This window comes from Halobacteriovorax marinus SJ, assembly GCF_000210915.2.
Taxonomy (GTDB): Bacteria; Bdellovibrionota; Bacteriovoracia; order Bacteriovoracales; family Bacteriovoracaceae; genus Halobacteriovorax; species Halobacteriovorax marinus.
Genome location: NC_016620.1, coordinates 1,663,306 through 1,687,267, shown reverse-complemented (window position 1 = coordinate 1,687,267; position 23,962 = coordinate 1,663,306). Strand labels below are relative to the sequence as shown.

Here is a 23,962-nt window from a genome sequence, read left to right as displayed (position 1 = left end):
TCGTAGAAATTTATTGTTACGCAAGGAGCGCATAACATTGAATAAGAAAAATCAGGGATGGTTGCAAGAGTTCTTAGATAATTGTCAGAGACAAAATAAATCCCCTCACACTATTAAAAATTATCGCAGTGACTTAGAGAAATATCTCACTTGGTATGAGAACCAATTTCGAGGCCCCATTAGTCAGAAAAACAATGATACTATCGGTCGATATAAGGAATTCCTCTTAAATGGAGGCGAAGTAAATCAAAGAGCTCACCTCTTTAGACGACTATTTTGGTTTCTTAAGTCTAGAAGAAAGAAGCTCGTGCAAAAACCTCTTGGAAATAATTCTGCCAAAAGGCACTTAAGTACTCTTAAAAATTTCTACGAGTTTTTAAAACAGAATCATGAAGATCATTCAAAGCTCTTTTCCATTAATCCAGTAAAAGAGAAAATCCACTCTATTAAAGTAAAAGATATCGATATTGAGCACACTCCAATCTTGCCCTACGATCAGTGGCGCACACTTATTGAGTCGACCTATAGAACTAGAGAGCGAGTTATTTTGCAACTTCTCTACTGGGGAGGTTTAAGACTTAGCGAATTGAGTGGGCTTAGATATAATGATTTTCAGGCCACCAGAAAGACAATTACACTTAGAAGAAAAGGCGGCTATAGACACGAATTAAAGATACAAAACTTTGATGAGATCTTTAAGAATATCCAATTTATGGAGCAAAGTGCAAAGAGTGAATATATTTTTGTTAATAAATCCAATAGAGCAATAAGTACGAGATCTATGTACTCACTTATTAAGAAATTACTCTTAAGATCCAATTGTTCAGCTAATATTGGCCCTCATAGTTTTAGAAAGGCCTGCGCCACCAATCTCTACAAAAGAACTAAAGACCTTCTCTTTGTAAGAGATTACCTCAATCACTCAGATGCTAAAGTGACCCAAACTTATATTGATACCAACACCCTCTATCTTGAGCATCAAGTGCAATGAAGTATTGGCAGTATTTACACCTCTTGATCATGTGATTACAGATAGATAACATATATTTAATAAAGTTCTTAAGAGCTTGGCCCAACTTTCGTATAATCTAGATTATAAGGATTTAATTATGAAACTTATACTACAGTCCATATTCGCAATTGCTTGCCTACTCATGGTCGATCTCTCCTTTGCGGATGAGTTTGATACACAGAGAGAGGCCTGTAGTAAAGATAGCTCTAAGAGGTGGGATAGTAAGCTAAACCGCTGCATGACGACAAAGAGATCCAAAGAAGGTCTAGAAGAATATAGAAATTGTACTCTTCATGAGAAAAAAGAAGATCGTGACCGTTGTATGTTCAACCTGGTTAAAAAAGTTAGTGGAGACGCGGAGCTAGAAGATACAAACTGGGATGCTCTCTTAATTGATACTATTACAACAGGAATTTCAATTACTAATATTAACTTTGTAGAAGATGATAAATCTAGCCCATGTCTTTCCATAAAAATGGGGGCCACATGTGGGGGTCTTTCCATCTTAAAAACTCTCTACATTATGAATGAGGCCAAGAAAGAGACAAAAGATAATCTGAAAGAATTTGAAGACAAAGCAGCAGATAAGGAAAATTACGATGCCCAAGTTCTCGCCTACGACTCGCAAATTAAACAACTAAAATCTCTATCTAAGTACTACGATAAAAAGCAAAAACTCAATAAACTCATAGCCGCTTGTTATACTGCAACTGCCGCCTACGCTGCTTATGAATCGATTGGTCCTTCTGCAATAAAAACTTGTACAACAGCTTCAGGAGAATATGCTGATGAAACTCCAGCAAATGATAACCCGGCACAGAGTGAAACTAATACAGAAGGCCTTACCCCAATTGCAAAGTATAAGCAGATGATGTTAGGAGGTCTCTCAGTAGCTGGAAGTTACATCTCTTCTTCTAGTAAAAGTATTATGAAGTTTCTTGGAACTCCTCCTGGTGTTGCAACGCTTGCTCTAACAAATGTAACTTGGAACCTTATTAAGGCCAAGAAACTCCAAGAACAGGGAGAGAAAGCGGACTTACTTGCCAAGAGATCAGAAGTTGCCCGCGATCAATTTGTCACATCAATGGAGAAGTATTGTCCAAATGGACACGATGATAAGAATAATCTTATGTGCTACTGCTATGAAAACGGAGAGAAGAAGGCCAATAGAACAAACTCTGATTCTTGTAAGGCCTTATGGGCGAAGAATGATAGAAACCTCTTTGCCGCAAGTTCTGATAAAACAAGAAAGAGTGGTAGTGATACGACAAAAGTTGGATGTCTTACTCTTAACGGAAAATTTGATCCAAGCTGTCAGTGTAGAAAGTTTAAAGATACACAGGGAAATAATGCTTGTAAGAAGACTAATTTCTCGACTGTTCAACTAGCAGGACTTGGACAAGTAATAGATGTTAAGCAGCTTGAGACTGATTTAAATAATATCTCAAGTGGGCTAACTTCTGCGACGGGATTTGATATGACTCCAGAGCAAACACAAGCTCTAGGTGGGAAAGTTAGAGATCAAATTCTCAGACAAATTCCTTTTGAAGATAAGAAAGGAGTTCGCCCAGGAACACCGGAAGATTTAGCAGCAGTTCAAAAAAATCTCTTATCGGGAATTACTAGACAATTAGCGGCCAACCCTGGCTCTGCAGATAACTTTGACAGAGAGTTAAATAAGATTCAAGAAGAGATGTCAGAGAAATTTAATGAAAAGTCGGCTCAAAGTGAAGTTAAGAAATTAAAACTTACAGGTGGAAAGGGTGCAGCGAAAAAGAATAATAAGAAGCAAAACTTTGCCCTAAATTTAGGTGGAAGTTCAAGCAATGTAGAGCAATACCCAGAGTATATGAATAAGAAATATAAGACTAAGAACGCTGACGTTGTCACAAATAAAGATGTCTCTATTTTTCAAGTTCTCTCAAATAGATATTACAAGTCAGGCTTTAAGAGACTTTTTGACGAGTAAAGTACATGTCTGACTAGACTTCTAAGATGCTCTCAAGTAACCTATTTCCTACAACTTGAGAGCTTATGATTTTAAAAATACTTCGATTCATTCTAGCAACTATTCTTCTGGCATGCGTAGGCATTGTAGGAACGATTGTTAGTGCCCTAAGACCTTTTAATCCCAATAATGTTTATATTATGTCTCGCATGGTTAGACTTGGAACAAAGATCCTTGGAATCGAAGTCATCAAAAGAAATACTCAGATCATGGAGGAGAACCGTCCCGGTCTATTCATCTCTAACCATCAACATAATATTGATGTCTTTCTTGCCTGCGAAATTCTACCAGATAGAACAGTCTCTCTAGGTAAGAAGAGCTTGCGCTGGATCCCTCTCTTTGGACAATTCTACTGGCTAAGTGGAAATGTACTCATTGATAGAAAGAATAAGCGCAGGGCCCACGGAACAATGGATCAAGTAGGCGAGGCCATTCGAGAGAGAAACACCTCTATATGGATGATGCCAGAGGGAACGAGAAGCCACGGACGTGGAGTTCTCCCCTTTAAAAAAGGTGCTTTCTTTACGGCCATTAATGCTCAGATCCCAATTACTCCAATTTGCATCAGCACTTACAACACTGGCCTAGACTTTAGTAAGTGGAAAGCTGGTAAAGTGATTATTGAAGTTCTCGATCCAATTCCAACTAAGGGACTTACAAAGCGCGATGTTGGACAATTATGTGAGACTACGTATCAATTAGTTAAAAATAAAGTGGCCCAACTCGATAGTGAATTAGCTTAAGAACTTGGGGAACAGGGAGAATTCTTTTGATTAAAATCTCTAATAAGCCCCAAAGTATCACCTATAAGAATCACCAAATTCAAATCAAACGACGCAAAAGTGGCATCACTGAAGTTACAGCAAAAGATAAGAACTCTAGCGCTTTTGCACAGGCACTATGCCACTGTGAAGATCGCTTCATGCAGCTCTTTCTCCTTCGAATAATTGGTCGCGGACGTATATGTGAACTCTTAAAAGATGATGATGAGAGTTTAAAAATTGATATCTTCATGCGACAGATGAATTTCTATGGCGCTACTCACGAGGATATGAACCAGCTCCCAAAAGAGGTATTAGACTACTTTCAGGCCTATGCAGATGGAGTTAATTACCACTTAGAAAAAAGAGGTAAGAGCTGGGAGTTTAAATTCTTAAACGTTCACCTAGACCCTTGGAGCATTCAAGACTCATTAATGGTGATAAAGATAATGTCTTTTATCGGTCTTGCACAAACTCAAGGTGACGCGGAAAAATTTATTATTCAATCTCTTAGAGAGGGAGTTGAAATTGAGAAATTCAAATCACTTTTCACTCCCCATCTAGATGGGTTAACTGAAGATATCGTAAAAGACCTAAAGAAATTAAAATACTTTGAAGGTCTCATCCCTGATGAAATAAAATTCAATCAATTTCTACCTAAGATGATGGCCTCCAATAATTGGATTGTCGCTCCCTCTAAATCTGAAACAGGCAGTGTTATCGCCTGTAATGATCCTCACCTTGAAGTTAATCGATTGCCGGCCATTTGGTATGAGCAAGTTGTCCATATTGGAGAGAGAAACATACAAGGTGTCTCGATGCCCGGTCTGCCAGGAATTATTATGGGACGATCAGATAAAGTTAGTTTTGGATTCACCTATGGATTTATGGATATGGTGGATTACTTCATTGAAGAAATTACTGGTGAGAGATGCCTTAGAGATGGTGAGTACTGCGAACAGTCGATTAGAGAAGAAGTTATTCTACGAAAGAAATCCTCTGACTTTAAATTTAAAATTTATGAAAATGATTGTGGTATTTTAGAAAGTAATCCATTTAGCGAAGAGCTTGAAGATGGTTACTATCTAACAAGAGCATGGAGTGCACACCACCTAGGAGCAAAGGGATCTGCTATTGCTCTCTATGAAATGATAGAGTGTGATGACGTTTATACAATGAAAGAAGCTCTTAGTAAGATTTCAATTTCATGTAATTGGCTACTTGGAGATAGCTTGGGCAATATCGCCTATCAACAATCTGGTATGGCCCCCAAGAGAAATTCTAGCGGACTCTATCCCCTAAGGGCCAGTGATCCACTTAACCACTGGCAAGACTTACTAGAAACTCAAGACCTCCTAAGCGTAATAAACCCAGAGAAAGGATTCTTGGCCACTGCTAATAATGACCTTTGCGATTTTGCAAACGAGTCCTCACCTCTAACAATCAATCTTCCCATGGGTCCTTACCGAGTAGATCGAATAAATCATCTGCTTAGTGAGAAAGAGAAATTTTCTCTAGAAGCACTAAAGAATATGCAATCGGACCTCTATTCAATTCAGGGCCACTACTTTATGGAGGAGCTAAGAGCACTGCTTAGCTCAGATAAAGTCAGTAAAGAATTAGATCAATGGGATCTTTGCTATGATCGAAACTCAAGGGGTGCCACACTCTTTGAGGACTTCTACTTTAATCTTTTAGAAGAAGTGTTCACAAAAGATTTCTATCCTACTGATGCTTGGAAATTTATAGCAAATAGATCTTCAATCCTAGTAGACTTCTATCACTTCTTTGATCAAATCATCATTACGGAAAATCCTCTGTGGTTTAAAGAGCGCTCAAAGATGGATTGCTTTAGAAATGCTCTAGCAAAGACACAGAAGAAATATTCAAGAAAAGATATTCCTAGTTGGGGAGAGCTTCGAAGAGTGAAAATGAATAATATTCTCTTCGATGGAAAACTTCCTTCAATTCTTGGTTTTGATTACGGCCCAATTAGTATTGAAGGCTCTAGGGCCACAATCGTACAAGGAGCACTCTATGAGTCCCATGGAAGGGTTTCAACTTTTTGTCCATCTATGAGATTTGTTACAGATCTATCCACTAGAGAATCCCATACAGTGCTTGCAGGTGGTGTAAGTGATCGTAGATTTTCAAAACTCTATACGAGTGAAGTTGAGGATTGGTTAAACTTTAGATATAAAGTTGAGTCTCTTGAAAGGGAATAAATTAGGCTGAACAATAAGTTATCTCACCTGGACAAATGGCCTTTAACTTAAAGTGGTAACCGTATTTTTCACTTAAATAATTTGCGGCCATATAGTCAGCTTCACTAAGTCCGCCGAGAGAAATAACCTCGTACTCGTCATCTCTTTGTAGATAACATCCCGTAGGATGAGTATGAATAATTTCAAAGTAAGCAATATCAAATGAATTCTTTCTCACTTTAAAATCAAGCGATCTTATCTCTCTTTCAAGCAGCTCCATATTTTTAAAAGAGTCAAACTCACCTTTTAAAATATTGGACTCTATACTTGTTCCCTGAGTTGTCTTTACTCTAAGTATGACATTCTCTCTAAAGCCAAAAATCCCCTGACTTTTTTTAAAGAGATTTCTTTCAAAAGGATCTGAAGACTTTAAGATCTGCTTTCCATTCTTTGATTTTTGAATAAGAAAAGGTCCATCACAATTAATGAGTGAGCTTCTAAGCCCTATCTCTTTGAGTTGTTTAAAATTTAGAATAGATTTTTTGCGTCTTATTAGATCCATATCTATTTTTCGGAAATCTAAAGAACTTTCTTATTATTTGATTTCTATTGATTAGTTTTAGAATTATTTGCCCAAGGAATCTCAGAAACTACTGGAAAATTAGGGGAGAACTATATGTTTATGCACCTTTGGCCGATAATTAATATATGGGAGAAAGAAAACTTGAGTCTAGCGCTCATCCATTTACAATTTACCAAGAGTTCTTTGATAACTTCAACTCACTTCATACTAGAAGAAGTTATGAGATTGATATTCGCCACTTCTTCTCTTGGGCCCATGAGCAGTTTAATATCTCCTCTTATGGCGATTTAGAGAGAGACCATATCATCAAGTATAGAAACTTCTTACAAGAAGCTGGTGGACGAGATGGCTCCCCTTGCGCTCCTAAGACGGTGGCCAGAAAATTAGCGGCCCTCTCTAGCTATAGTGACTTTCTAGTAGAGAGAAGTATTCTTGAATTTAATCCTGTCACTTCAATTAAGCGTCCACGCAGAGACGTTAAAACCCCTACTAATGCTCTTAGTGGTACACAGGTGCGCGAGCTCTTAGAGGCCATTCCTGGAGACACTCCTGCGGGAATTCTTCACCGGGCCCTTCTTATGATGTTCTTTACAACGGGACTGAGAAAGAGCGAAATATTAAACCTCAAATTCAAAGACTATAGAGAAATCAATGAGTACAGAGTTCTAGAATTTATTGGAAAAGGTGGAAAGATTGGACAAAAGGTTTTGCACCCCGACGCTGTTGAATTGCTAGACCTCTACCTAGTGGAGATGCAAAGACAAGGTCGTGAGCTGGGCCAAGAGGACTGGCTCTTTCAACCATCCCACAATCCCACTAATCCACAGAATTTAAATAAGCCTCTTAACCCGCGAACGATCAACGAAATTATTGATTACTATGCCAAGAAAATTGGCCTCAATTTCAAAGTCACTCCCCACTCATGTAGGGCGACTTTCATTGGAGAACTCCTTGAAAATGGTGTCGATATTTACTCTGTAGCAAGAGAAGTCAATCACTCCTCAGTTAAAACGACCCAAGAGTACGATAAGAGGCGAAAAAGACTAAGTGATAGCCCCATTTTCAAGCTCAAATATTAGGCCAAACAAAGTCAGATATTCGAGCAACTCTTCTTTCAATTTGCTATACTTAATACATGACACTTTTAATATTTTTTATCTTCATCTCAATTTTCATCTCTTTTCTATGTTCAGTACTTGAGGCGGTAGTTCTTTCAGTTACTCCTAGCTACCTTGGTTCAATTGAGAATTCAGATCCAAAACTTTACAAGAAACTCAAACCACTACTTGAAAATATAGAACGCCCCTTGGCGGCAATACTTAGTCTCAATACCTTTGCCCACACTATTGGAGCAACCGGAGCTGGAGCACAAGTTCAGCTTCTCTTTGGCGAGACCTACCTCACACTCTTTTCTGTGATTCTCACCTTTGCCATTCTCATTCTTTCAGAGATCATTCCTAAATCTATTGGCGCCAGACATTGGAAGAAGTTAATGGCCCCAGTGGCCTTTATACTCCCACTCTTTATCTTCGTTAGCTTTCCTCTAGTGTGGCTAAGTGAAGTGATCTCCAAGGCACTTAAGAGCGGTGAAGACGATAAACTTTCTCGTGATGAAATTCACGCAGTGGCCGAGATTGGAATGCGCGATGGAGCGATCTTTCCAGAGGAGTACGAGGCTTTTAAAAGTATGCTCTCATTTCCAAGAAAGTCTATCTCTCATATTACCCTTAGGCCGGAGAATATTTTTACTCTCCCTATAACAACAAAAACAAAAGATATCCCGGCCCTTTGCCAAAATCATAAATACTCAAGAATTCCTATTACTGGAGATTACCAATACGATATACGTGGCTACGTCCTTCGCTCAGAAGTTCTAGAGGCCATTATCCTCGACCCAGAAACACCCCTGGGTGATCTGGTTAAACCAATGCTACAAGTGGCCCAAGACACTAAGATTAGAAAAGTCTTTCAAAAACTTATTCAAAGAAAAGAGCATATGGCCAGTGTTCACTGTGAGAGCGGGGAACTCAAGGGCATCGTAACCCTCGAAGATATCATTGAAGAAATCCTAGGCCTTGATATTCGAGACGAAACAGACGATTAAGCGGTACCTAATCACAATATATCCGCCAACCCATAAACCAAGACACTATATATTGTGCCCGATTTGATAAAAATTGCCGAATTTTGCACAAATGCAGCGCTCCAAAGTGAGGTGTAAGAATGTTTTAGAAAAAAAAGTACGTTGCTGCAGGGGGTTTGACAAAGGCCCAACCCCTCGTCTCCCATTGATAAAACGGTTTCGTCTAGTGGTTTTTTTAAAAAAATTCATCAAAAACCACAATAATTTGTAAAATACAGCTTGAAAATTTGGTAAGAATTGCTACTCTTTTAATAGGGACATAAAACACAATATCCAAAAATCAAAGACACACACTACCCTTTGATAATGGCATATTCGAGAATAGTAAGAGATTTTGACTTTGTCGAAATAACGGATTTTTACGCTCAGTTTTTGCCCATATAAAAATGAGAAACACAATATATAGGGACTGAAGAATTTTGGCCCATATAAGAAACTTGTAACAAACGCACACACAATTAAGGAGGCATTGTGGATCCAATTCTCGCACCAAACGACGATCGTTTCGTACTCTTTCCACTCAAGTACCACTCAATTTTTGAGATGTACAAAAATCACATGGCCGTATTCTGGACAGCTGACGAACTAGATTTCGCTTCAGACATTACTGACTGGGAAAAGCTAAACAAAGACGAACAACATTTCATCAAGCACATTCTAGCGTTCTTTGCTGCTAGTGATGGAATTGTTAATGAAAACCTTGCACTTCGTTTTTATAACGACGTTCAAATTCCAGAAGCTAGATGTTTCTATGGATTCCAAATCGCAATGGAAAATATCCACTCAGAAACTTACTCTCTTCTGATTGATACATATGTAAAAGATCCAAAGGAAAAGGATGAACTCTTCCACGCAGTGACTCACTTCCCATTTGTTGAGAAGAAAGCTGATTGGGCCATGAAATGGATGCAATCTAAGAGATCATTTGCAGAGAGACTTATTGCCTTTGCTGCTATTGAAGGGATTTTCTTCTCAGGATCATTCTGTTCAATTTACTGGTTAAAGAAAAGAGGCTTAATGCCAGGTCTTTGTACTTCTAATGAATTTATTAGTCGTGACGAAGGACTTCACTGTGAATTCGCTTGTCATATTCACGAGCTTCTTACTCCAGAAGAACAATTAAACAAAGAGACGATTACTCAAATTATTACTGAGGCCGTTTCAATTGAAAAAGAATTTATTACTGAAGCCATTCCTGTATCACTTATTGGAATGAACGCGGATATGATGTCACGCTATATTGAATTCGTAGCGGACTACTGGCTCAATAGACTAGGTTGTGAAAAGGCCTACAATACAGAAAATCCATTTGATTGGATGGAGCTAATCTCTCTAGAAGGTAAGACAAACTTCTTCGAAAAGAGAGTATCAGAATATCAAAAACCAGGGGTTCTAGGAGACAGAGCTCAAAACACATTCACATTAGACGCGGAGTTTTAGAAATGTATGTCATCACAAGAAGTGGCGAGAGAGAGCCGATTAAATTCGATAAAATCACGGAGAGAATTGAGAGCTTAGCTTTTGATCTAGATAAAGAATTCATCGATCCTTCACTTATTACAAGTAAAGTTATCGAAGGTATTTTTGACGGAATTTCAACTCCAGAACTAGATAAGTTGGCCGGTGAAACAGCTGCTTATCTTTCAACTCAGCACCCAGACTACTCAAAGCTAGCTGGTAGAATTGCTGTTTCAAATTTACATAAAGAAACTCGTGGTTGTTTCTCTGAAAATATCAAAGAAATGTACAACTACGTAAATCCAGCAACAGGTGAGATGGCGCCACTTATTTCTAAAGAACTTTACGAAGTTGTTATGGAAAATGCAGAAATGCTAGATACGGCCGTCGATGATAAGAGAGACTTTAACTACGATTACTTCGGATTTAAGACTCTTGAGAGATCATACCTTTTAAAGATGGATGGAAAGATTACCGAGAGACCTGGTCAAATGCTTATGAGAGTTTCTGTTGGAATTCACATGAATGACATGAAAGCGGCCATTGAAACTTATAATCTCATGAGTGAGAAATATTTCACACACGCTTCGCCTACTCTCTTTAACTCGGGAACGTCTAAGCCTCAGCTTTCAAGTTGTTTTCTTTTAACAATGAAAGATGACAGTATTGAAGGGATCTACGACACTTTAAAGCAAAGTGCACTTATCTCTCAATCAGCTGGTGGAATCGGACTCTCTATTCACAATATTAGAGCGAAGGGTTCTTTCATCAAGGGAACAAATGGAACATCAAATGGTATCGTACCAATGCTTAAAGTATTCAACGATACAGCTAGATACGTAGACCAAGGTGGTGGTAAGAGAAAAGGTGCTTTCGCAATTTATCTTGAGCCATGGCACGCGGACATTTTCGATTTCCTAGAAATGAAGAAGAATACAGGTAAAGATGAGAATAGAGCGAGAGATCTCTTCTACGCACTATGGATTTCTGACCTCTTCATGAAGAGAGTTGAAGCCGATGGAATGTGGTCACTATTCTGCCCACACGAGTGTCCAGGTATGGCCGAGACTTACGGTGCTGAATTCGAAGCTCTATACACTAAGTATGAGTCAGAAGGAAAGGCCAAGAAAGTTGTTAGAGCACAAGACCTTTGGTTTGCAGTTCTTGAATCACAGATTGAAACTGGTTCACCATATATGCTCTACAAAGATTCTATCAACGAGAAGTCGAATCAAAAGAATCTTGGAACAATTAAGTCATCAAACCTTTGTACAGAGATTATGGAATATACTGCTCCTGATGAAGTTGCCGTATGTAACCTAGCCTCTATTGCATTAAATATGTTTGTTGATGAAGCTACTAAGACTTATGATCATAAGAAATTATATGATGTTGTTTATAGAGCAACACTTAACTTAAATAGAATTATCGACATCAACTACTACCCAGTACCTGAAGCGAAGAATTCTAATATGAGACATAGACCTATTGGACTTGGTGTTCAAGGTCTGGCCGATACATTCTTTAAGATGAGATACGACTTCGAAAGTCCAGAGGCCCTAGAGCTTAACAATCAAATCTTCGAGACAATTTACTTTGCGGCCCTTAGTGCATCAAAAGATCTTGCAATGAAAGATGGAGCTTACGAAACTTACGAAGGTTCTCCAATGTCACAAGGTCAATTCCAATTTGATATGTGGGGAGTAACTCCATCAGCGAAGAACTGGGATTGGAGTGCACTAAGAAAAGAAGTTGCTGAGCACGGAGTAAGAAACTCACTTCTCGTTGCTCCAATGCCTACGGCATCAACTTCTCAAATTCTTGGAAATAACGAATGTTTTGAGCCGATTACATCAAATATCTATGTAAGACGTGTTCTTTCAGGTGAATTTGCAGTTGTTAATAAATTCCTAGTAAACGATCTTATCAGAGCGGGACTATGGGATGATAAAATGAGAAATGAAATCATTGCAAACAACGGATCAATTCAAGCAATTGAGAGAATTCCAGAAGAGTTAAAAGGTCTCTACAAAACTGTATGGGAAATTAGTCAAAAGACAGTGATCAATATGTCAGCAGGTCGTGCACCTTATATCGATCAAGGTCAGTCACTTAATATCCACATGCAAGAGCCAAACTTTGGAAAATTAAGTTCAATGCACTTCTATGCTTGGAAGGCCGGACTTAAGACAGGTATGTACTACTTAAGAGCGAGAGCAGCTGTTAATGCAGTTCAGTTCACTGTTAAGAATGATACACCAAAAGTTAATAAGGAAGACGCACAGGCAGCGATGGTTTGTTCTATCGAAAACCCTGACGACTGCGTTATGTGCGGGTCATAGGCGGAGGGTCGTAGTACCCGAAGCGCCCGCCAAGTCCTAACGGACTTGGACCGTTATGCATCTGTGTCACGTCAGTGACAGCAGTGCATAGGCAAAGGATCATTGATCCAAAGAAACTAGGTTCAGGACATAAGAGCCTAGTTCCACCCCTAGGAGGTGGAGGTTTTTCTAGAGACAAAGCGATGGATTGCTCTACCAAAACCTTTCAACCAGTTGCGAGCTGGTAGAAATATGTTACAAGTGAAGGGCCCAGTTAGAAATAGCTGGGCCTTTTTAATTCATACTCTCTTAAACTAGAAGTTCAATAAAGAAATAGTCAGTCATACTCTTAAAGCAATGCTTTAATCAACACATCTCTATCTGTACATAAGCTCTTATGAACAAGTGTCAACATCACATACAATAGCGATATTGACAAACTACATATTTCCATGTAGTTTATAGGAGTACAGAGATGCGAGATATACAGTACTTTGTTACTAAGAATGGAAGAAGCCCATTTATTAATTGGATTAACTCACTAGACATTAAAACTCAGGTTATTGTAGATCGCTTTATTCAAAGAGTTGCGGCAGGAAGTGCTAGAAAATCTATAAAATATTTAAAAGATGGTGTCTCAGAAATAAAAATACCCCATGGTCCAGGCATACGAGTTTACTTTGCACAGACCAAAGAAGAGATCATTCTACTATTGGTAGGAGGAGATAAGAAAACTCAACCCAAAGACATCGAAAAAGCAAAGAAATACTGGAGAGAATATGGCGAACAGACACGGTAGTTATAACGAAGTCCTATCAGAGAAATTCAATGATAAGGAATACGCAAGAGAGTATCTTTTAAATCTAGTAAATGAGGAAGAGTTATCACTTGAAGATGCCATCAGTGAGGTTATCAAGGCCATGAGTTTAACAAAATTTGCTAAACTCTCAGGCCAATCAATATCTCAAACTTCAGACTTTATTTCTAAGAGACAAAGGTGGAGCAGCGATAAGTTAATAAAGATCACAAAGAAGGTCTTTGATCTTCAAGTAAAACTTACAATAGAGAGCTCGGACTACAAAAGTAAAGCATCCTAGATCTCTAAAACTTACCAATTCAACTGTTTTGAAAATGCATTAATCACATTGGGTGGAAGGTCAAGTACCTTACCAATAGAAGCTCCATAGCGTCCACCAAGACCACCCCATTGATTCTTCTTTAAAACTTTAGAGTCTTTAAGATCACTAGCGTTTTGAAATTGTACTCTCCCATCAAAGACAATAATTTCAGTTTCACCTAGTAGAGAGTTTGCAATTAATAAGTAATCAGTTCCTCTAACACCGACACTGGCCTGCTTTGTGTGGATAACACCTGAAGACTTCTTTCCCTTACCTGTGAGCCAGCGCATTCTTCCTTTAATAAAATTATAGCTCTTAGAAACTTCTTTCTTTGAGAGATCTAAGTTCATCTCACCATTGGGACCAAGAACGATAGAGTTATTCCACTTTGAAATTTCAAGTTTTACAAAGCTTCTGCCCTTTGTTTTTAAAACACCACTCTTTGTTATCTCGCTTCCCTTTTTAAGCGCTACGCCATTAAAGAGCACTTCTCCCCTTAGCTTTGTAATCTTGGCGGTAGGAAGGGCCATAGCTGGTAGAGCAAATAATAGAAATGCGCAAAGAGTTAAAAACTTCATAAAATCTCCAAGTTAAATAAGTAAATCATAGCTCTAAATAAAAAAATAAACAATCATTGACGGATAGTTTTGCAAGAGAAACAATTATAGAACACACAACAAAAGAGAGAGATAGACATGAGAATTTTAATTTACTTAGGCACGATTGCCATTATGCTTATGGCATTTGAAGTTAAGGCCTCTTGGCAGGAATTTGAACAAGCAGAAATCGACGTTTCTCCTTGGCTATATGAAGAAGATACTGACTTTGGTCCATGGCAAGAATATATCACAATGGGAACAGCAAGATCTCAAAGTATTAAAGTAGAAGAAAAGTCTTTAACTTATAAGAACACAATCGTTGCAGTTACTCAGAGAATTACTAATATCTCAACAACACCATATTGTTTAATCGCTTCTTTAAAGCACTCAACAAATACCATCAACACGTACCTACGTGGTGGTAAGACAATTGTCTCACCTGGTGAAACGATTCTCATCGGTGGCTATAGAGTTAAGACACTTGGGCGCAACTGGAAAGTGAATTGGTCATTCCAAGCAACTAAGAGATTAGAGCGCTGTAGATAAAATCCTAAGCGGCCCGATCATGATCATCGGGTTGCTCCAATTCTGTATTTTCGTAATTCTCAGGGTGGACATCTTGCTCACCTAGAGACTGCTTAATCAGCCCAATGGTAAAGACTATTGGAATTAAAAACCATACGGCCGTAATAAGGACTTCTAAAGTTTCCTCTGCCATAATCCCCTCCAATAGTTTATTATAACATGAATAACCATAAGATTTACTCAAGTTAGGATTATAAGCTATGGAAATCATACTCGCCTCCACATCTCCTTATAGAAGAGAGCAATTACAGAGAATTGTTAGCGACTTCGAGTCCCTCCCTCCAGGAATCGATGAAGATAGCTTCAAAGACTCCATCACAGAACCTCATCAATTGGCCCAGAAACTCTCATACGAAAAGGCCAGGTCTGTACTTGATAAACGCCCAAATGCCTTTGTCATAGGCGGGGATCAAGTCTTAAGTATTGAGGGAGAGATTCTAGGAAAACCTGGGACTGAACAAAAGGCCACCCAGCAATTACAGAGACTAAGTGGTAAGACTCACCAACTCATCACAGCGACAACTTATATGAGTGCAAATTTCTGTGAGACCATTACTATTGTGGCGAAGATGAAGATGAGAAGTTTAAAGAGCGATCAAATAGAGAGTTATATAAAAAAAGAGGGCCCTCTAAGTTGTTGTGGTTCATATATGCTAGAGCGTAGTGGTATTGCACTTTTTGAGAGTATTGAATGTGAAGATTACACTGCCATTATCGGGCTGCCACTAATGAGTAGTGCTAGCGTCTTGATGAAGAATGGACTCTCTATTTTCTAGAGAGTTCCACAAATTCCCAGGCCAAGAAATTCTCATAGGCTTCGTGAGAAATCTCCTCACTTCTTACCCACTCGCTTTCATCAAATTCTGGAAAGAATGTATCTGCTTGTCCCGCAAAGTCTACATAACTTAAATACATCTTAGAGCACTTTGGAAGATAGAGCTTATAAATCTCTCCCCCACCAACAACAGCAGCATCAGTCTCACCTTTTGAGATTAGATAATCTTCTATCTCCTCCATAGAGTGAAAGACTTTACACCCTTCATAAGAGTAATTCTTATCTCTTGTGAGAATAATCGTCTCTCTCTTAGGGAGAGGGCGCCCGATAGACTCAAAAGTTTTGCGCCCCATAATCATAGACTTTCCAATTGTCAGTCTTTTAAAATTCTTTAAATCTTCTGGAAGATGCCACAGTAATTTATTAGAAAGACCCAGCTCTCTATTTCTTCCCATACCAGCAACAATAAAATAGCTAATCACTAAACAGCTACCGGTGCTTTAATATGTGGGTGTGGATCGTAACCAACAAGTTCAAAGTCAGAGAAATTAAATTCAAAAATATTTTTTACTTCTGGATTAATCTTCATCTGAGGAAGAGGGCGAGGATCGCGGCTTAGTTGAAGCTTCGCCTGATCTAAGTGATTTGAATAAAGGTGAGCATCACCAAGAGTGTGAATAAACTCTCCTGCCTCAAGACCAGTAACCTGTGCCATCATCATCGTAAGAAGAGCATAGCTGGCAATATTAAAAGGTACTCCTAAGAAAATATCAGCAGATCTTTGGTAGAGCTGACAAGAGAGCTTGTCATTGGCCACAAAGAACTGAAAGAAAGCGTGACATGGTGGTAGGGCCATCTGATCGATAACACCTGGGTTCCACGCTGAAACGATTAATCTTCTTGAGTCTGGGTTATTCTTTATTTGTTCAACTAAATTTGAAATCTGATCGACATGGCTTCCGTCTGGACGTTGCCACTTTCTCCACTGGGCCCCGTAAACTGGACCAAGATTTCCATCTTCATCTGCCCACTCATCCCAAATCGTCACCTTATTTTCTTTTAGGTAATTTATATTCGTATCGCCCTTTAAGAACCAAAGAAGCTCGTGAATAATTGAGCGCAGGTGACACTTCTTAGTTGTCACTAGAGGAAAGCCCTCACTTAGATCATAGCGCGCTTGATAACCAAAACATGAAATTGTTCCCGTTCCTGTACGGTCAGATTTCTCGACCCCATTATCTAAAACATGCTTCATCAGATCTAAATATTGTTTCATTTGCTCTCCCTTGCCTTGTGTGTGTGATTATATTTTCTAGGATTAGAGACCACTTGGCCACGAGATTTAAGCAATTTTTTTAGACACATTGAGGTAAAAACTCCTTTTAAAAAGTCTCTCTTTTCGTTACCATTTTTAGATATAAATATCGGAGATTAAATGGTTACAAATGGAATTGAACTGCTCTCTAGCGAGACGCATCTAAATAAATTAAAAGGCAATATCGCCCTACTTTGTCATAGTGCTTCAGTAGATCGAAACTTCAAGCATAGTGTAAAGATCCTTCAAGACTTGGTTGGGAAAAGACTTATCAAAATCTTTGGTCCTCAGCACGGCTTTGTTACTGACGTTCAAGATAATATGATTGAGACCGAGGACTTTATTCATCCTTATTTTAATATTCCAGTTCATAGCCTCTACGGCGAAACCAGAGTGCCTACCACGAAAATGCTTGAGGGTGTTGATACACTAGTCGTTGATCTTCAAGACGTGGGAACTAGAGTCTACACATATATATCGACTCTAACTCTCGCCATGGAAAAGTGTGCGACTCTTGGAGTAAAGGTTGTAGTCCTTGATCGCCCAAATCCTGTAGGCGGAGAAATCATAGAGGGAACAATCTTAGAAGATGAGTTTAAGTCCTTTGTTGGAAGATATCCCATGCCACAGAGGCATGCCATGACTATGGGCGAAGTGGGATACTTTGCTAAGAAGAATTTCAATATCGACGTTGATTATGATGTAGTTAAAATGACAGGTTGGAAAAGAGATATGATGTGGGAGGAAACGGGGCTTCCTTGGGTAAACCCCTCACCAAATCTTCCAACTTCTATTGGTGCACTCACTTTTGTTGGAACTGTTCTCTTTGAAGGGACGAAGCTCTCAGAAGGTCGTGGTACGACTAGAAGCCTAGAAGTCATAGGACATCCGTCCATAGAGCCCTTTAAGTTTGTAGACTACCTCAATGAGAAAATAGAAAACGATGGGAGTTTTGTCCTACGCCCAGTAACTTTCCATCCGATGTTTCAAAAGCACGCGGGACTCACTTGTGGAGGAGTCCATATCCATCCTCTAAAACAGAAAGACTTCAGACCTTGGAGAATTTCACAACTTCTATGCCGCGAATTCAAAAACTTTCTCGGAAATGAATTTCAGTGGCAGGACGCGGCCTATGAGTACGAGTACGACAAAATGGCCATCGACCTGATCAATGGAACGAGCGAAGTTCGTCACTGGATCGAGCGAAATGGTGACTTAAATGAGCTATTGGCGCTAGAAGTTAAGGGATATGACGCATATCAAAGCATGCGAAATGATGCACTTATTTACTAAATATTAACCGAACCCCCCTGATTAGACCTTTACATATTAGAGTGCTTTGCTATACTTTTATGACAATAAAATTCATACACACATATCAGGGAGAGATAAAAGTGATCAAAAAATCGCATTTAACTAAGTTATTTACCATTGGAGCTTTGGCCTTATCGCTAGCACCTGTTAGTATCGCCGCAAAACGTGAAGTAAAGATTGGAGCTGTTTTTCCAATGACAGGACCTGTTGCTACATACGGACAAGAGTCAGTAAATGGAATTAAACTGGCCCTAAAGAAAATTAATCAAGAAGGTAAGGTCTCAATCAACTTAACAGTTGAAGACAATAAGAGTGAGCCTCAGGAATCTGCTAACGCTGTTACTAAGCTTATTAATTCAGATCAAGTTGATGCTATCATTGGTTCAGTGGCCTCATCAAATACTCTTGCCGGAGCACCTATTGCTCAAACAAATAAAGTTCCTCTACTTACACCAGCTTCGACTAACGAAAAAGTTACAATGACTGGTGATTACATCTCTAGAACTTGTTTTACTGATGCCTTTCAAGGTGTGGTTATGGCAAAGTTTGCATATGAGAATTTAAAGAAGAGAAAGATGGCCATTATCATTGATAATTCATCTGACTACTCTAAGGGTCTCTCTAAAGTATTCAAAAAGAAATTTAAGGAATTAGGTGGAAAGCTCGTTTCTGACGAAGACTTTGCTTATATTCAAAAAGATACTGACTTTAGATCACTTCTTAGAAAAATTAAAAGAACAAAGCCAGATGCAATCTTTCTTCCTGGTTACTATACTGAAGTTGGACTTATCCTTAAGCAAGCTCGTCAGATGGGATTAAATATGCCTTTCCTAGGTGGAGACGGTTGGGACTCACCTACTCTTCAAAAGCTAGCTGGAGCAGCAGTAAGTGGAAATTATATCAGTTCACACTTTGCGCCTGATGATAAAGATCCAAGAGTTCAGGCCTTCGTTAAGGAATATGAAGCTGCTTACGGACAAAAGCCAGGAGTAATGGCGGCCCTTGGTTATGACGGAATCCTAGTAATGGCCAATGCCATTTCAAATGCAAAATCAACAAAGAGATCAGATATTCAAGCGGCTATTTTGGCGACAAAAGGTTTTGTTGGAGTAACTGGTGCAATCACAATCGATGGCAATAGAAACGCAAGTAAGAGTGCTGTTGTTCTTGAGACGACTCCTAGTGGAAACGTTTTCAACACGAAGGTAAATCCTTAATTACATTTTTAAATTATCTAAGGGCCCAATGATTGGGCCTTTTATTTTATGAAGGTTAAATAATGAGTGAAGATACAATGTATTTTTTCTGGGACCTTGGTCAGTACCTATTAAATGGACTCACCCAAGGTAGCATCTATGCCCTAATTGCCCTGGGCTACACTATGGTTTATGGAATTATAAAGTTAATCAACTTCGCCCATGGCGAGTTCTATATGATTGGTGGTTTTATTGGTTTCTATACTATTGCCGCTGGTGTTCCTCTAACACTGGCCTTTCCAATTGCAATGGTAGGTGCTGGAGTCATCGCAGTCATCATTGAGAGGATTGTCTATCGACCGATCCGATCAGCGGGAAGAATCCCGGCCCTAATTACAGCACTGGGAACCTCTCTCTTTTTTCAGTATACAGGACAATTAGTTATAGGCGCTGACGCCAAGGCCTTTCCTACGGCCATTAAGCAACATACTTGGTTTGTTGGAGAATTAATGATTTCAAATATTCAGGTCATTATTCTTGTTTCAACTTTTATCCTAATGATCTTTCTTTGGTGGCTCGTTAATAAAACAAGAATTGGTAAGGCCATGAAGGCGACTAGTTATAATCACGACGCTGCAGAGTTAATGGGTATTGATACAAATAAAATAATCTCATTCACTTTCTTTGTTGGTGCGGCCATGGCCGGTGCTGCGGGAGTTCTAGTTGGAATGTACTACAGTACAGTTGAGCCAATGATGGGACTAATACCGGGACTAAAGGCTTTTATCGCTGCAGTTCTTGGAGGTATTGGAATCATTCCTGGTGCCGTTATTGGAGGTCTTACTCTTGGAGTGGCCGAGAACTTAGTAGTAGGTTTTTGGGAGTCCACTTATAGAGATGGAATCGCCTTTTTAATCTTAATTCTAATCCTCCTAGTTAAGCCTGCCGGAATTCTTGGAAAGAATAGAAAGGAGAAAGTTTAATGTTAGATTTAATTATCCACTTAAGTATCCTCTGTGGAGTTAATATTATTCTCTCAGTTTCACTTAATCTCATTAATGGTATATGCGGACAATTTAGTTTAGGTCACGCTGGTTTTTGGGCAGTGGGAGCTTATACAGCGGCTTCATTTACAGTTTTTTCAAACCTAGGACTACCGCCGTCGCTTACACTTATAGCAGGTTGTATTATTGGCTTCATTGTCGCGGCCATAGCGGGACTCATCATCGGTGTCCCATGTCTTAGACTAAGAGGCGATTACTTGGCCATTGCAACTCTAGGCTTTGGTGAAATTATTAGAATTGTCATTATGAATACTGACGCCATTGGTGGACCGAGAGGCTTTAGTGGTATTCCAAAGATATCAAATTTCTACTGGGTTTATCTCTTTGTTATCATCACCGTACTTATCATTACAAATATTATGAGAGGAACTCATGGAAGGGCCATCATCAGTATTAGAGAAGATGAAATCGCGGCCGACTCAATGGGAATTTATACTTTCAAGTATAAGACAATGGCCTTTGTGATTGGAGCAGGATTTGCGGGTCTGGCCGGAGCACTCTACGCTCACTACACACAATTTCTCCATCCAAATGGATTCACCTTTATGATGTCCGTTATTATTTTACTGATGGTCATTCTTGGTGGTCTTGGATCTATTACGGGATCAATTGTTGGGGCCATTATCCTTACACTTCTTCCAGAAGTTTTAAGACTTATGGGAGAGACTATAAGTGAGTGGAGAATGGTTATTTACTCTGTTCTTCTCATTACACTAATGCTTCTGCGCCCAGGTGGAATATTTGGTAAGCATGAATTTAATCCAATTTTATTTTTCAAAAAATTAAGAGGTGCTAAATGAGCGAAGCAATCTTAGAAACTCAATCCATAACAATGCGCTTTGGTGGTCTGACTGCGGTTGATAATTTTAACCTCTCTATTGGAAAAAATGACCTCGTAGGAGTGATTGGGCCAAATGGAGCGGGTAAGACAACAATCTTTAATATGATCACTGGAATTTATGAACCGACAGAGGGGAAAGTTCTCCTTGGAGGTAAGAATATTTCAGGTCTTCGACCGGCGTTTATTACTCAACAAGGTATCGCACGAACATTTCAAAATATTAGATTATTTAAAGATCTGACAGTACTAGATAATATTCGTCTCGCAGGTCACTTTCGCGTGGACTACGGGCTTCTCTCTAGTATTTTTAGAACTAAGAAGTTTCACGCAGAAGAAGAACGCCTAAAGAATGAGGCCATCGAATTTTTAAAAATCTTTGGTCTAGAAAATAAGATGGATCACTTGGCTAAGAATCTCCCCTACGGAGAGCAGCGCAGACTTGAGATTGCGAGGGCCCTTGCCACAAAGCCAGATGTTCTCTTATTAGATGAACCTGCTGCGGGAATGAATCCAAATGAAACAAAAGATCTGACAGAACTTATACGATGGGTGCGCGATAAATTTCAAATTGCGATACTTCTCATTGAGCACGATATGCGTTTAGTAATGGATGTATGTGAGCAGATCTATGTTGTTGATCACGGAGAGCTTATCGCAAAAGGTGGTCCAAAAGAAATTCAAAATGACCCTAAGGTTATCGAGGCCTATCTAGGAACAGAGCAGGCCTAAGGAAGAAAGTATGAGTGAAGAAGTATTATTAGAAGTAAAGAATATGCATGTGCACTATGGTGCCATTCACGCTATTCATGGAATAGATCTAAAAGTTAATAAAGGTGAAATCGTAACTATTCTAGGTTCAAATGGTGCGGGTAAGACTACAAGTCTTCACACCATTTCAGGACTTCTAAAGCCTAGTAGTGGAGAGATCCTCTACAAAGGACAGAGAATAGATGGAACCAAGGCCAATAAAATTGTAGGTATGGGTGTTGCACACTCTCCAGAAGGTCGAATGGTCTTTCCAGATCTTACGGTTAAAGAAAACCTTGAGATGGGTGCTTATCTTAGAAAGGACACTGATAAAGTAAAGTCTGACTATGAGTATATGTACAACCTCTTTCCAAAATTAAAAGAGAGATCAACACAGCTTGCAGGAACTCTCTCAGGTGGAGAGCAACAAATGCTTGCAATCGCCAGGGCCTATATGTCAGCTCCAGAGCTTCTACTCCTAGATGAGCCATCACTTGGAATTGCGCCCATTCTTGTTCAGGCGATATTCGATGCAATTGTTGATTTAAATAAGCATGGTATGACCATTCTCTTAGTAGAGCAAAATGCTTACGCCTCACTAAAAATTGCTCATAGAGGATATGTTCTGGCCACGGGTGAAATCTTTATGGAAGGTCCGGCCAGTGAATTAATCACAAATGAAGAAATCCAAAAGGCCTACCTAGGTCATTAAATTGTATTTAAAATCTCAAGGGCCCTCTCTAGGGTCTCTTGATTTTTAGCAAAGCATAGTCGAATGATCCTTTGATCTTTAGGCGCATTCTCATAGAATACAGATATAGGAATGGCCGCAATAGAGTGCTCTTCAATTAATTTCATACAGAAATCTACATCACTAAGGCTTGAAATTTCACTATAGTCTAAGAGGCAGAAGTAAGTACTTGAAGGTTTAAGAACTTTAAAGCGAGACTCTTTAAGCCCTTCAACTAAGAAGTTGCACTTCTTCTTATAGAACTCTCCAAGCTCTAGGAAATTGTCCATCTTCTCACCAAGATAATCCGCCAAGGCCATTTGAGCAGGAGTGAATGTAGAAAAAGTTATATATTGGTGTAGTTTTCTCACTTCATAACTTAAGTTTTCACTAGCAATAAAGTAGCCCACTTTCCATCCTGTCATATGACAGGACTTTCCGAAACTATAAACACTAATAAGACTATCTCTGATTGCCTCTAACTTTCTTGGATTAAAGTGATTCCCTTCATTGAAGTAAATTCCCTCATAGACCTCATCACTTAGAATGAGAATATTTCTCTCAGCGATGAGTGTTGCTATTCTCTTCCAATCGGCTTCGCCTAGAGAGCTTCCCGTAGGGTTGTGAGGACTATTTATAATTATCATCCTCGTCTTATCACTAAGAGATTCTTCTAATTTTTTAAAGGGAATCGAAAAATTCTCACCTACTAGATTAAGACGAATGGCCACACCACCTGCCAACTCAATACTTGGAGCGTAACTATCGTAGGAAGGATCAAAGATAATGACTTCATCACCTTCTTTTACAAAGGCCAAGATACTTGCCGTAAGAGCTTCTGTAGCTCCAGATGTTACAGTAACTTCAGTATCGGGATTAATCTTAAGAGAGTATTTCTTATTAAAGTAAGTAGAAATTGACTCTCTAAGGCTTTGAACACCAGTCATAGGAGCATATTGGTTAAAGCCCTCTTCTATATAGTGAGTCACTCTCTGTTTTAGAAATTCGTCACCATCAAAGTCAGGAAAACCTTGACCTAGATTAAGAGCACCACATGCAGTGGCCTTGGCCGAAATAGTAGTAAAAATTGTTTGTCCCACATTGGGAAGCTTTGAAGAGAAATTAAACATAGATAAATTATAGGAAAGATTTAACTGAATGACCAAAGAAAAGGCCCTCACGAAGAGG

Annotated in this window: 24 protein-coding genes; 18 read left to right on the top strand and 6 right to left on the bottom strand. The window is 39.1% G+C overall.

Features of this window, described 5'->3' with window-relative positions; genetic code table 11:
* The first annotated feature begins 37 nt into the window (after window positions 1–37).
* The 4 genes from BMS_RS08080 to BMS_RS08065 all read left to right on the top strand — a co-directional run bounded on the left by BMS_RS08080 (window position 38) and on the right by BMS_RS08065 (window position 6,006).
* A complete protein-coding gene (locus BMS_RS08080) occupies window positions 38–991 on the top strand; it encodes a tyrosine-type recombinase/integrase (RefSeq protein WP_044557423.1) in 954 nt (317 codons plus the stop codon).
* A 118-nt stretch (window positions 992–1,109) separates the two neighbouring features.
* Complete coding sequence (locus BMS_RS08075) at window positions 1,110–2,981, top strand: hypothetical protein (RefSeq protein WP_044557422.1); 1,872 nt, start codon at window positions 1,110–1,112, stop codon at window positions 2,979–2,981.
* Between the two features lie 65 nt (window positions 2,982–3,046).
* A complete protein-coding gene (locus BMS_RS08070) occupies window positions 3,047–3,763 on the top strand; it encodes a 1-acylglycerol-3-phosphate O-acyltransferase (protein ID WP_083885966.1) in 717 nt (238 codons plus the stop codon).
* Window positions 3,764–3,789: 26 nt separating this feature from the next.
* Window positions 3,790–6,006, top strand: a complete 2,217-nt coding sequence (locus BMS_RS08065; RefSeq protein WP_014244315.1) for a penicillin acylase family protein — start codon at window positions 3,790–3,792, stop codon at window positions 6,004–6,006.
* Window position 6,007: 1 nt separating this feature from the next.
* Here BMS_RS08065 and BMS_RS08060 read toward each other — a convergent pair whose 3' ends face one another.
* Complete coding sequence (locus BMS_RS08060) at window positions 6,008–6,547, bottom strand: hypothetical protein (RefSeq protein WP_014244314.1); 540 nt, start codon at window positions 6,545–6,547, stop codon at window positions 6,008–6,010.
* A gap of 146 nt (window positions 6,548–6,693) precedes the next feature.
* Here BMS_RS08060 and BMS_RS08055 point away from each other — a divergent pair, with 146 nt between their 5' ends.
* The 6 genes from BMS_RS08055 (at window position 6,694) to BMS_RS08030 (ending at window position 13,587) form a co-directional block, all read left to right on the top strand.
* On the top strand, window positions 6,694–7,647 hold the full coding sequence (locus tag BMS_RS08055) for a tyrosine-type recombinase/integrase (protein ID WP_014244313.1): 954 nt from the start codon (window positions 6,694–6,696) through the stop codon (window positions 7,645–7,647).
* 56 nt (window positions 7,648–7,703) lie between these two features.
* Window positions 7,704–8,672, top strand: a complete 969-nt coding sequence (locus BMS_RS08050; protein WP_014244312.1) for a CNNM domain-containing protein — start codon at window positions 7,704–7,706, stop codon at window positions 8,670–8,672.
* A 510-nt stretch (window positions 8,673–9,182) separates the two neighbouring features.
* The gene (locus tag BMS_RS08045; RefSeq protein WP_014244311.1) at window positions 9,183–10,151 is read left to right on the top strand and encodes a ribonucleotide-diphosphate reductase subunit beta; all 969 of its coding nucleotides are present in this window, start codon (window positions 9,183–9,185) and stop codon (window positions 10,149–10,151) included.
* Between the two features lie 2 nt (window positions 10,152–10,153).
* Entirely contained in the window at window positions 10,154–12,511 is a 2,358-nt protein-coding gene (locus BMS_RS08040) for a ribonucleoside-diphosphate reductase subunit alpha (RefSeq protein WP_014244310.1), read from the top strand.
* A gap of 454 nt (window positions 12,512–12,965) precedes the next feature.
* Window positions 12,966–13,289, top strand: coding sequence for a type II toxin-antitoxin system RelE/ParE family toxin (locus tag BMS_RS08035; RefSeq protein WP_014244309.1), 324 nt, complete (start codon window positions 12,966–12,968; stop codon window positions 13,287–13,289).
* Window positions 13,270–13,587, top strand: a complete 318-nt coding sequence (locus BMS_RS08030; RefSeq protein ID WP_014244308.1) for a hypothetical protein — start codon at window positions 13,270–13,272, stop codon at window positions 13,585–13,587. Before BMS_RS08035 ends, BMS_RS08030 begins: the two co-directional genes overlap by 20 nt.
* 11 nt (window positions 13,588–13,598) lie before the next feature.
* Here the strand turns inward: BMS_RS08030 and BMS_RS08025 are convergent, their stop codons facing one another.
* On the bottom strand, window positions 13,599–14,186 hold the full coding sequence (locus BMS_RS08025) for a FecR family protein (RefSeq protein ID WP_014244307.1): 588 nt from the start codon (window positions 14,184–14,186) through the stop codon (window positions 13,599–13,601).
* A gap of 117 nt (window positions 14,187–14,303) precedes the next feature.
* Between BMS_RS08025 and BMS_RS08020 the strand changes: the two genes are divergently transcribed.
* The gene (locus tag BMS_RS08020; protein WP_044557420.1) at window positions 14,304–14,753 is read left to right on the top strand and encodes a hypothetical protein; all 450 of its coding nucleotides are present in this window, start codon (window positions 14,304–14,306) and stop codon (window positions 14,751–14,753) included.
* A 4-nt stretch (window positions 14,754–14,757) separates the two neighbouring features.
* Here the strand turns inward: BMS_RS08020 and BMS_RS08015 are convergent, their stop codons facing one another.
* Window positions 14,758–14,925, bottom strand: a complete 168-nt coding sequence (locus tag BMS_RS08015; protein ID WP_157765721.1) for a hypothetical protein — start codon at window positions 14,923–14,925, stop codon at window positions 14,758–14,760.
* Window positions 14,926–14,992: 67 nt separating this feature from the next.
* On the opposite strand from BMS_RS08015, the gene BMS_RS08010 reads away from it, so the two are divergent.
* Window positions 14,993–15,568, top strand: coding sequence for a Maf family protein (locus BMS_RS08010; protein WP_014244305.1), 576 nt, complete (start codon window positions 14,993–14,995; stop codon window positions 15,566–15,568).
* On the opposite strand, the gene BMS_RS08005 is transcribed toward BMS_RS08010, so the two are convergent.
* Window positions 15,558–16,049 (bottom strand): dihydrofolate reductase, encoded by a 492-nt coding sequence (locus BMS_RS08005; protein WP_044557418.1) that lies wholly within the window; start codon window positions 16,047–16,049, stop codon window positions 15,558–15,560. The genes BMS_RS08010 and BMS_RS08005 overlap by 11 nt on opposite strands.
* Entirely contained in the window at window positions 16,049–16,843 is a 795-nt protein-coding gene (locus BMS_RS08000; RefSeq protein ID WP_044557417.1) for a thymidylate synthase, read from the bottom strand. The genes BMS_RS08005 and BMS_RS08000 overlap by 1 nt, the downstream gene beginning before the upstream one ends.
* A 159-nt stretch (window positions 16,844–17,002) precedes the next feature.
* Here BMS_RS08000 and BMS_RS07995 point away from each other — a divergent pair, with 159 nt between their 5' ends.
* From BMS_RS07995 to BMS_RS07970, 6 genes are all read left to right on the top strand, one after another.
* Window positions 17,003–18,175 (top strand): exo-beta-N-acetylmuramidase NamZ family protein, encoded by a 1,173-nt coding sequence (locus BMS_RS07995; protein WP_014244302.1) that lies wholly within the window; start codon window positions 17,003–17,005, stop codon window positions 18,173–18,175.
* 101 nt (window positions 18,176–18,276) lie between these two features.
* The gene (locus BMS_RS07990) at window positions 18,277–19,413 is read left to right on the top strand and encodes an ABC transporter substrate-binding protein (protein ID WP_197536764.1); all 1,137 of its coding nucleotides are present in this window, start codon (window positions 18,277–18,279) and stop codon (window positions 19,411–19,413) included.
* 62 nt (window positions 19,414–19,475) lie between these two features.
* Window positions 19,476–20,375, top strand: a complete 900-nt coding sequence (locus tag BMS_RS07985; protein ID WP_014244300.1) for a branched-chain amino acid ABC transporter permease — start codon at window positions 19,476–19,478, stop codon at window positions 20,373–20,375.
* Window positions 20,375–21,256 (top strand): branched-chain amino acid ABC transporter permease, encoded by an 882-nt coding sequence (locus tag BMS_RS07980; protein ID WP_014244299.1) that lies wholly within the window; start codon window positions 20,375–20,377, stop codon window positions 21,254–21,256. The genes BMS_RS07985 and BMS_RS07980 overlap by 1 nt, the downstream gene beginning before the upstream one ends.
* The gene (locus BMS_RS07975; protein WP_014244298.1) at window positions 21,253–22,026 is read left to right on the top strand and encodes an ABC transporter ATP-binding protein; all 774 of its coding nucleotides are present in this window, start codon (window positions 21,253–21,255) and stop codon (window positions 22,024–22,026) included. Before BMS_RS07980 ends, BMS_RS07975 begins: the two co-directional genes overlap by 4 nt.
* A gap of 10 nt (window positions 22,027–22,036) precedes the next feature.
* Complete coding sequence (locus BMS_RS07970; RefSeq protein WP_014244297.1) at window positions 22,037–22,756, top strand: ABC transporter ATP-binding protein; 720 nt, start codon at window positions 22,037–22,039, stop codon at window positions 22,754–22,756.
* Here BMS_RS07970 and BMS_RS07965 read toward each other — a convergent pair.
* Window positions 22,753–23,904: a methionine aminotransferase gene (locus BMS_RS07965; RefSeq protein ID WP_014244296.1), complete on the bottom strand. Its 1,152-nt coding sequence runs from the start codon at window positions 23,902–23,904 to the stop codon at window positions 22,753–22,755. The two genes, BMS_RS07970 and BMS_RS07965, sit on opposite strands and share 4 nt — an antisense overlap.
* Between the last annotated feature and the right edge of the window lie 58 nt (window positions 23,905–23,962).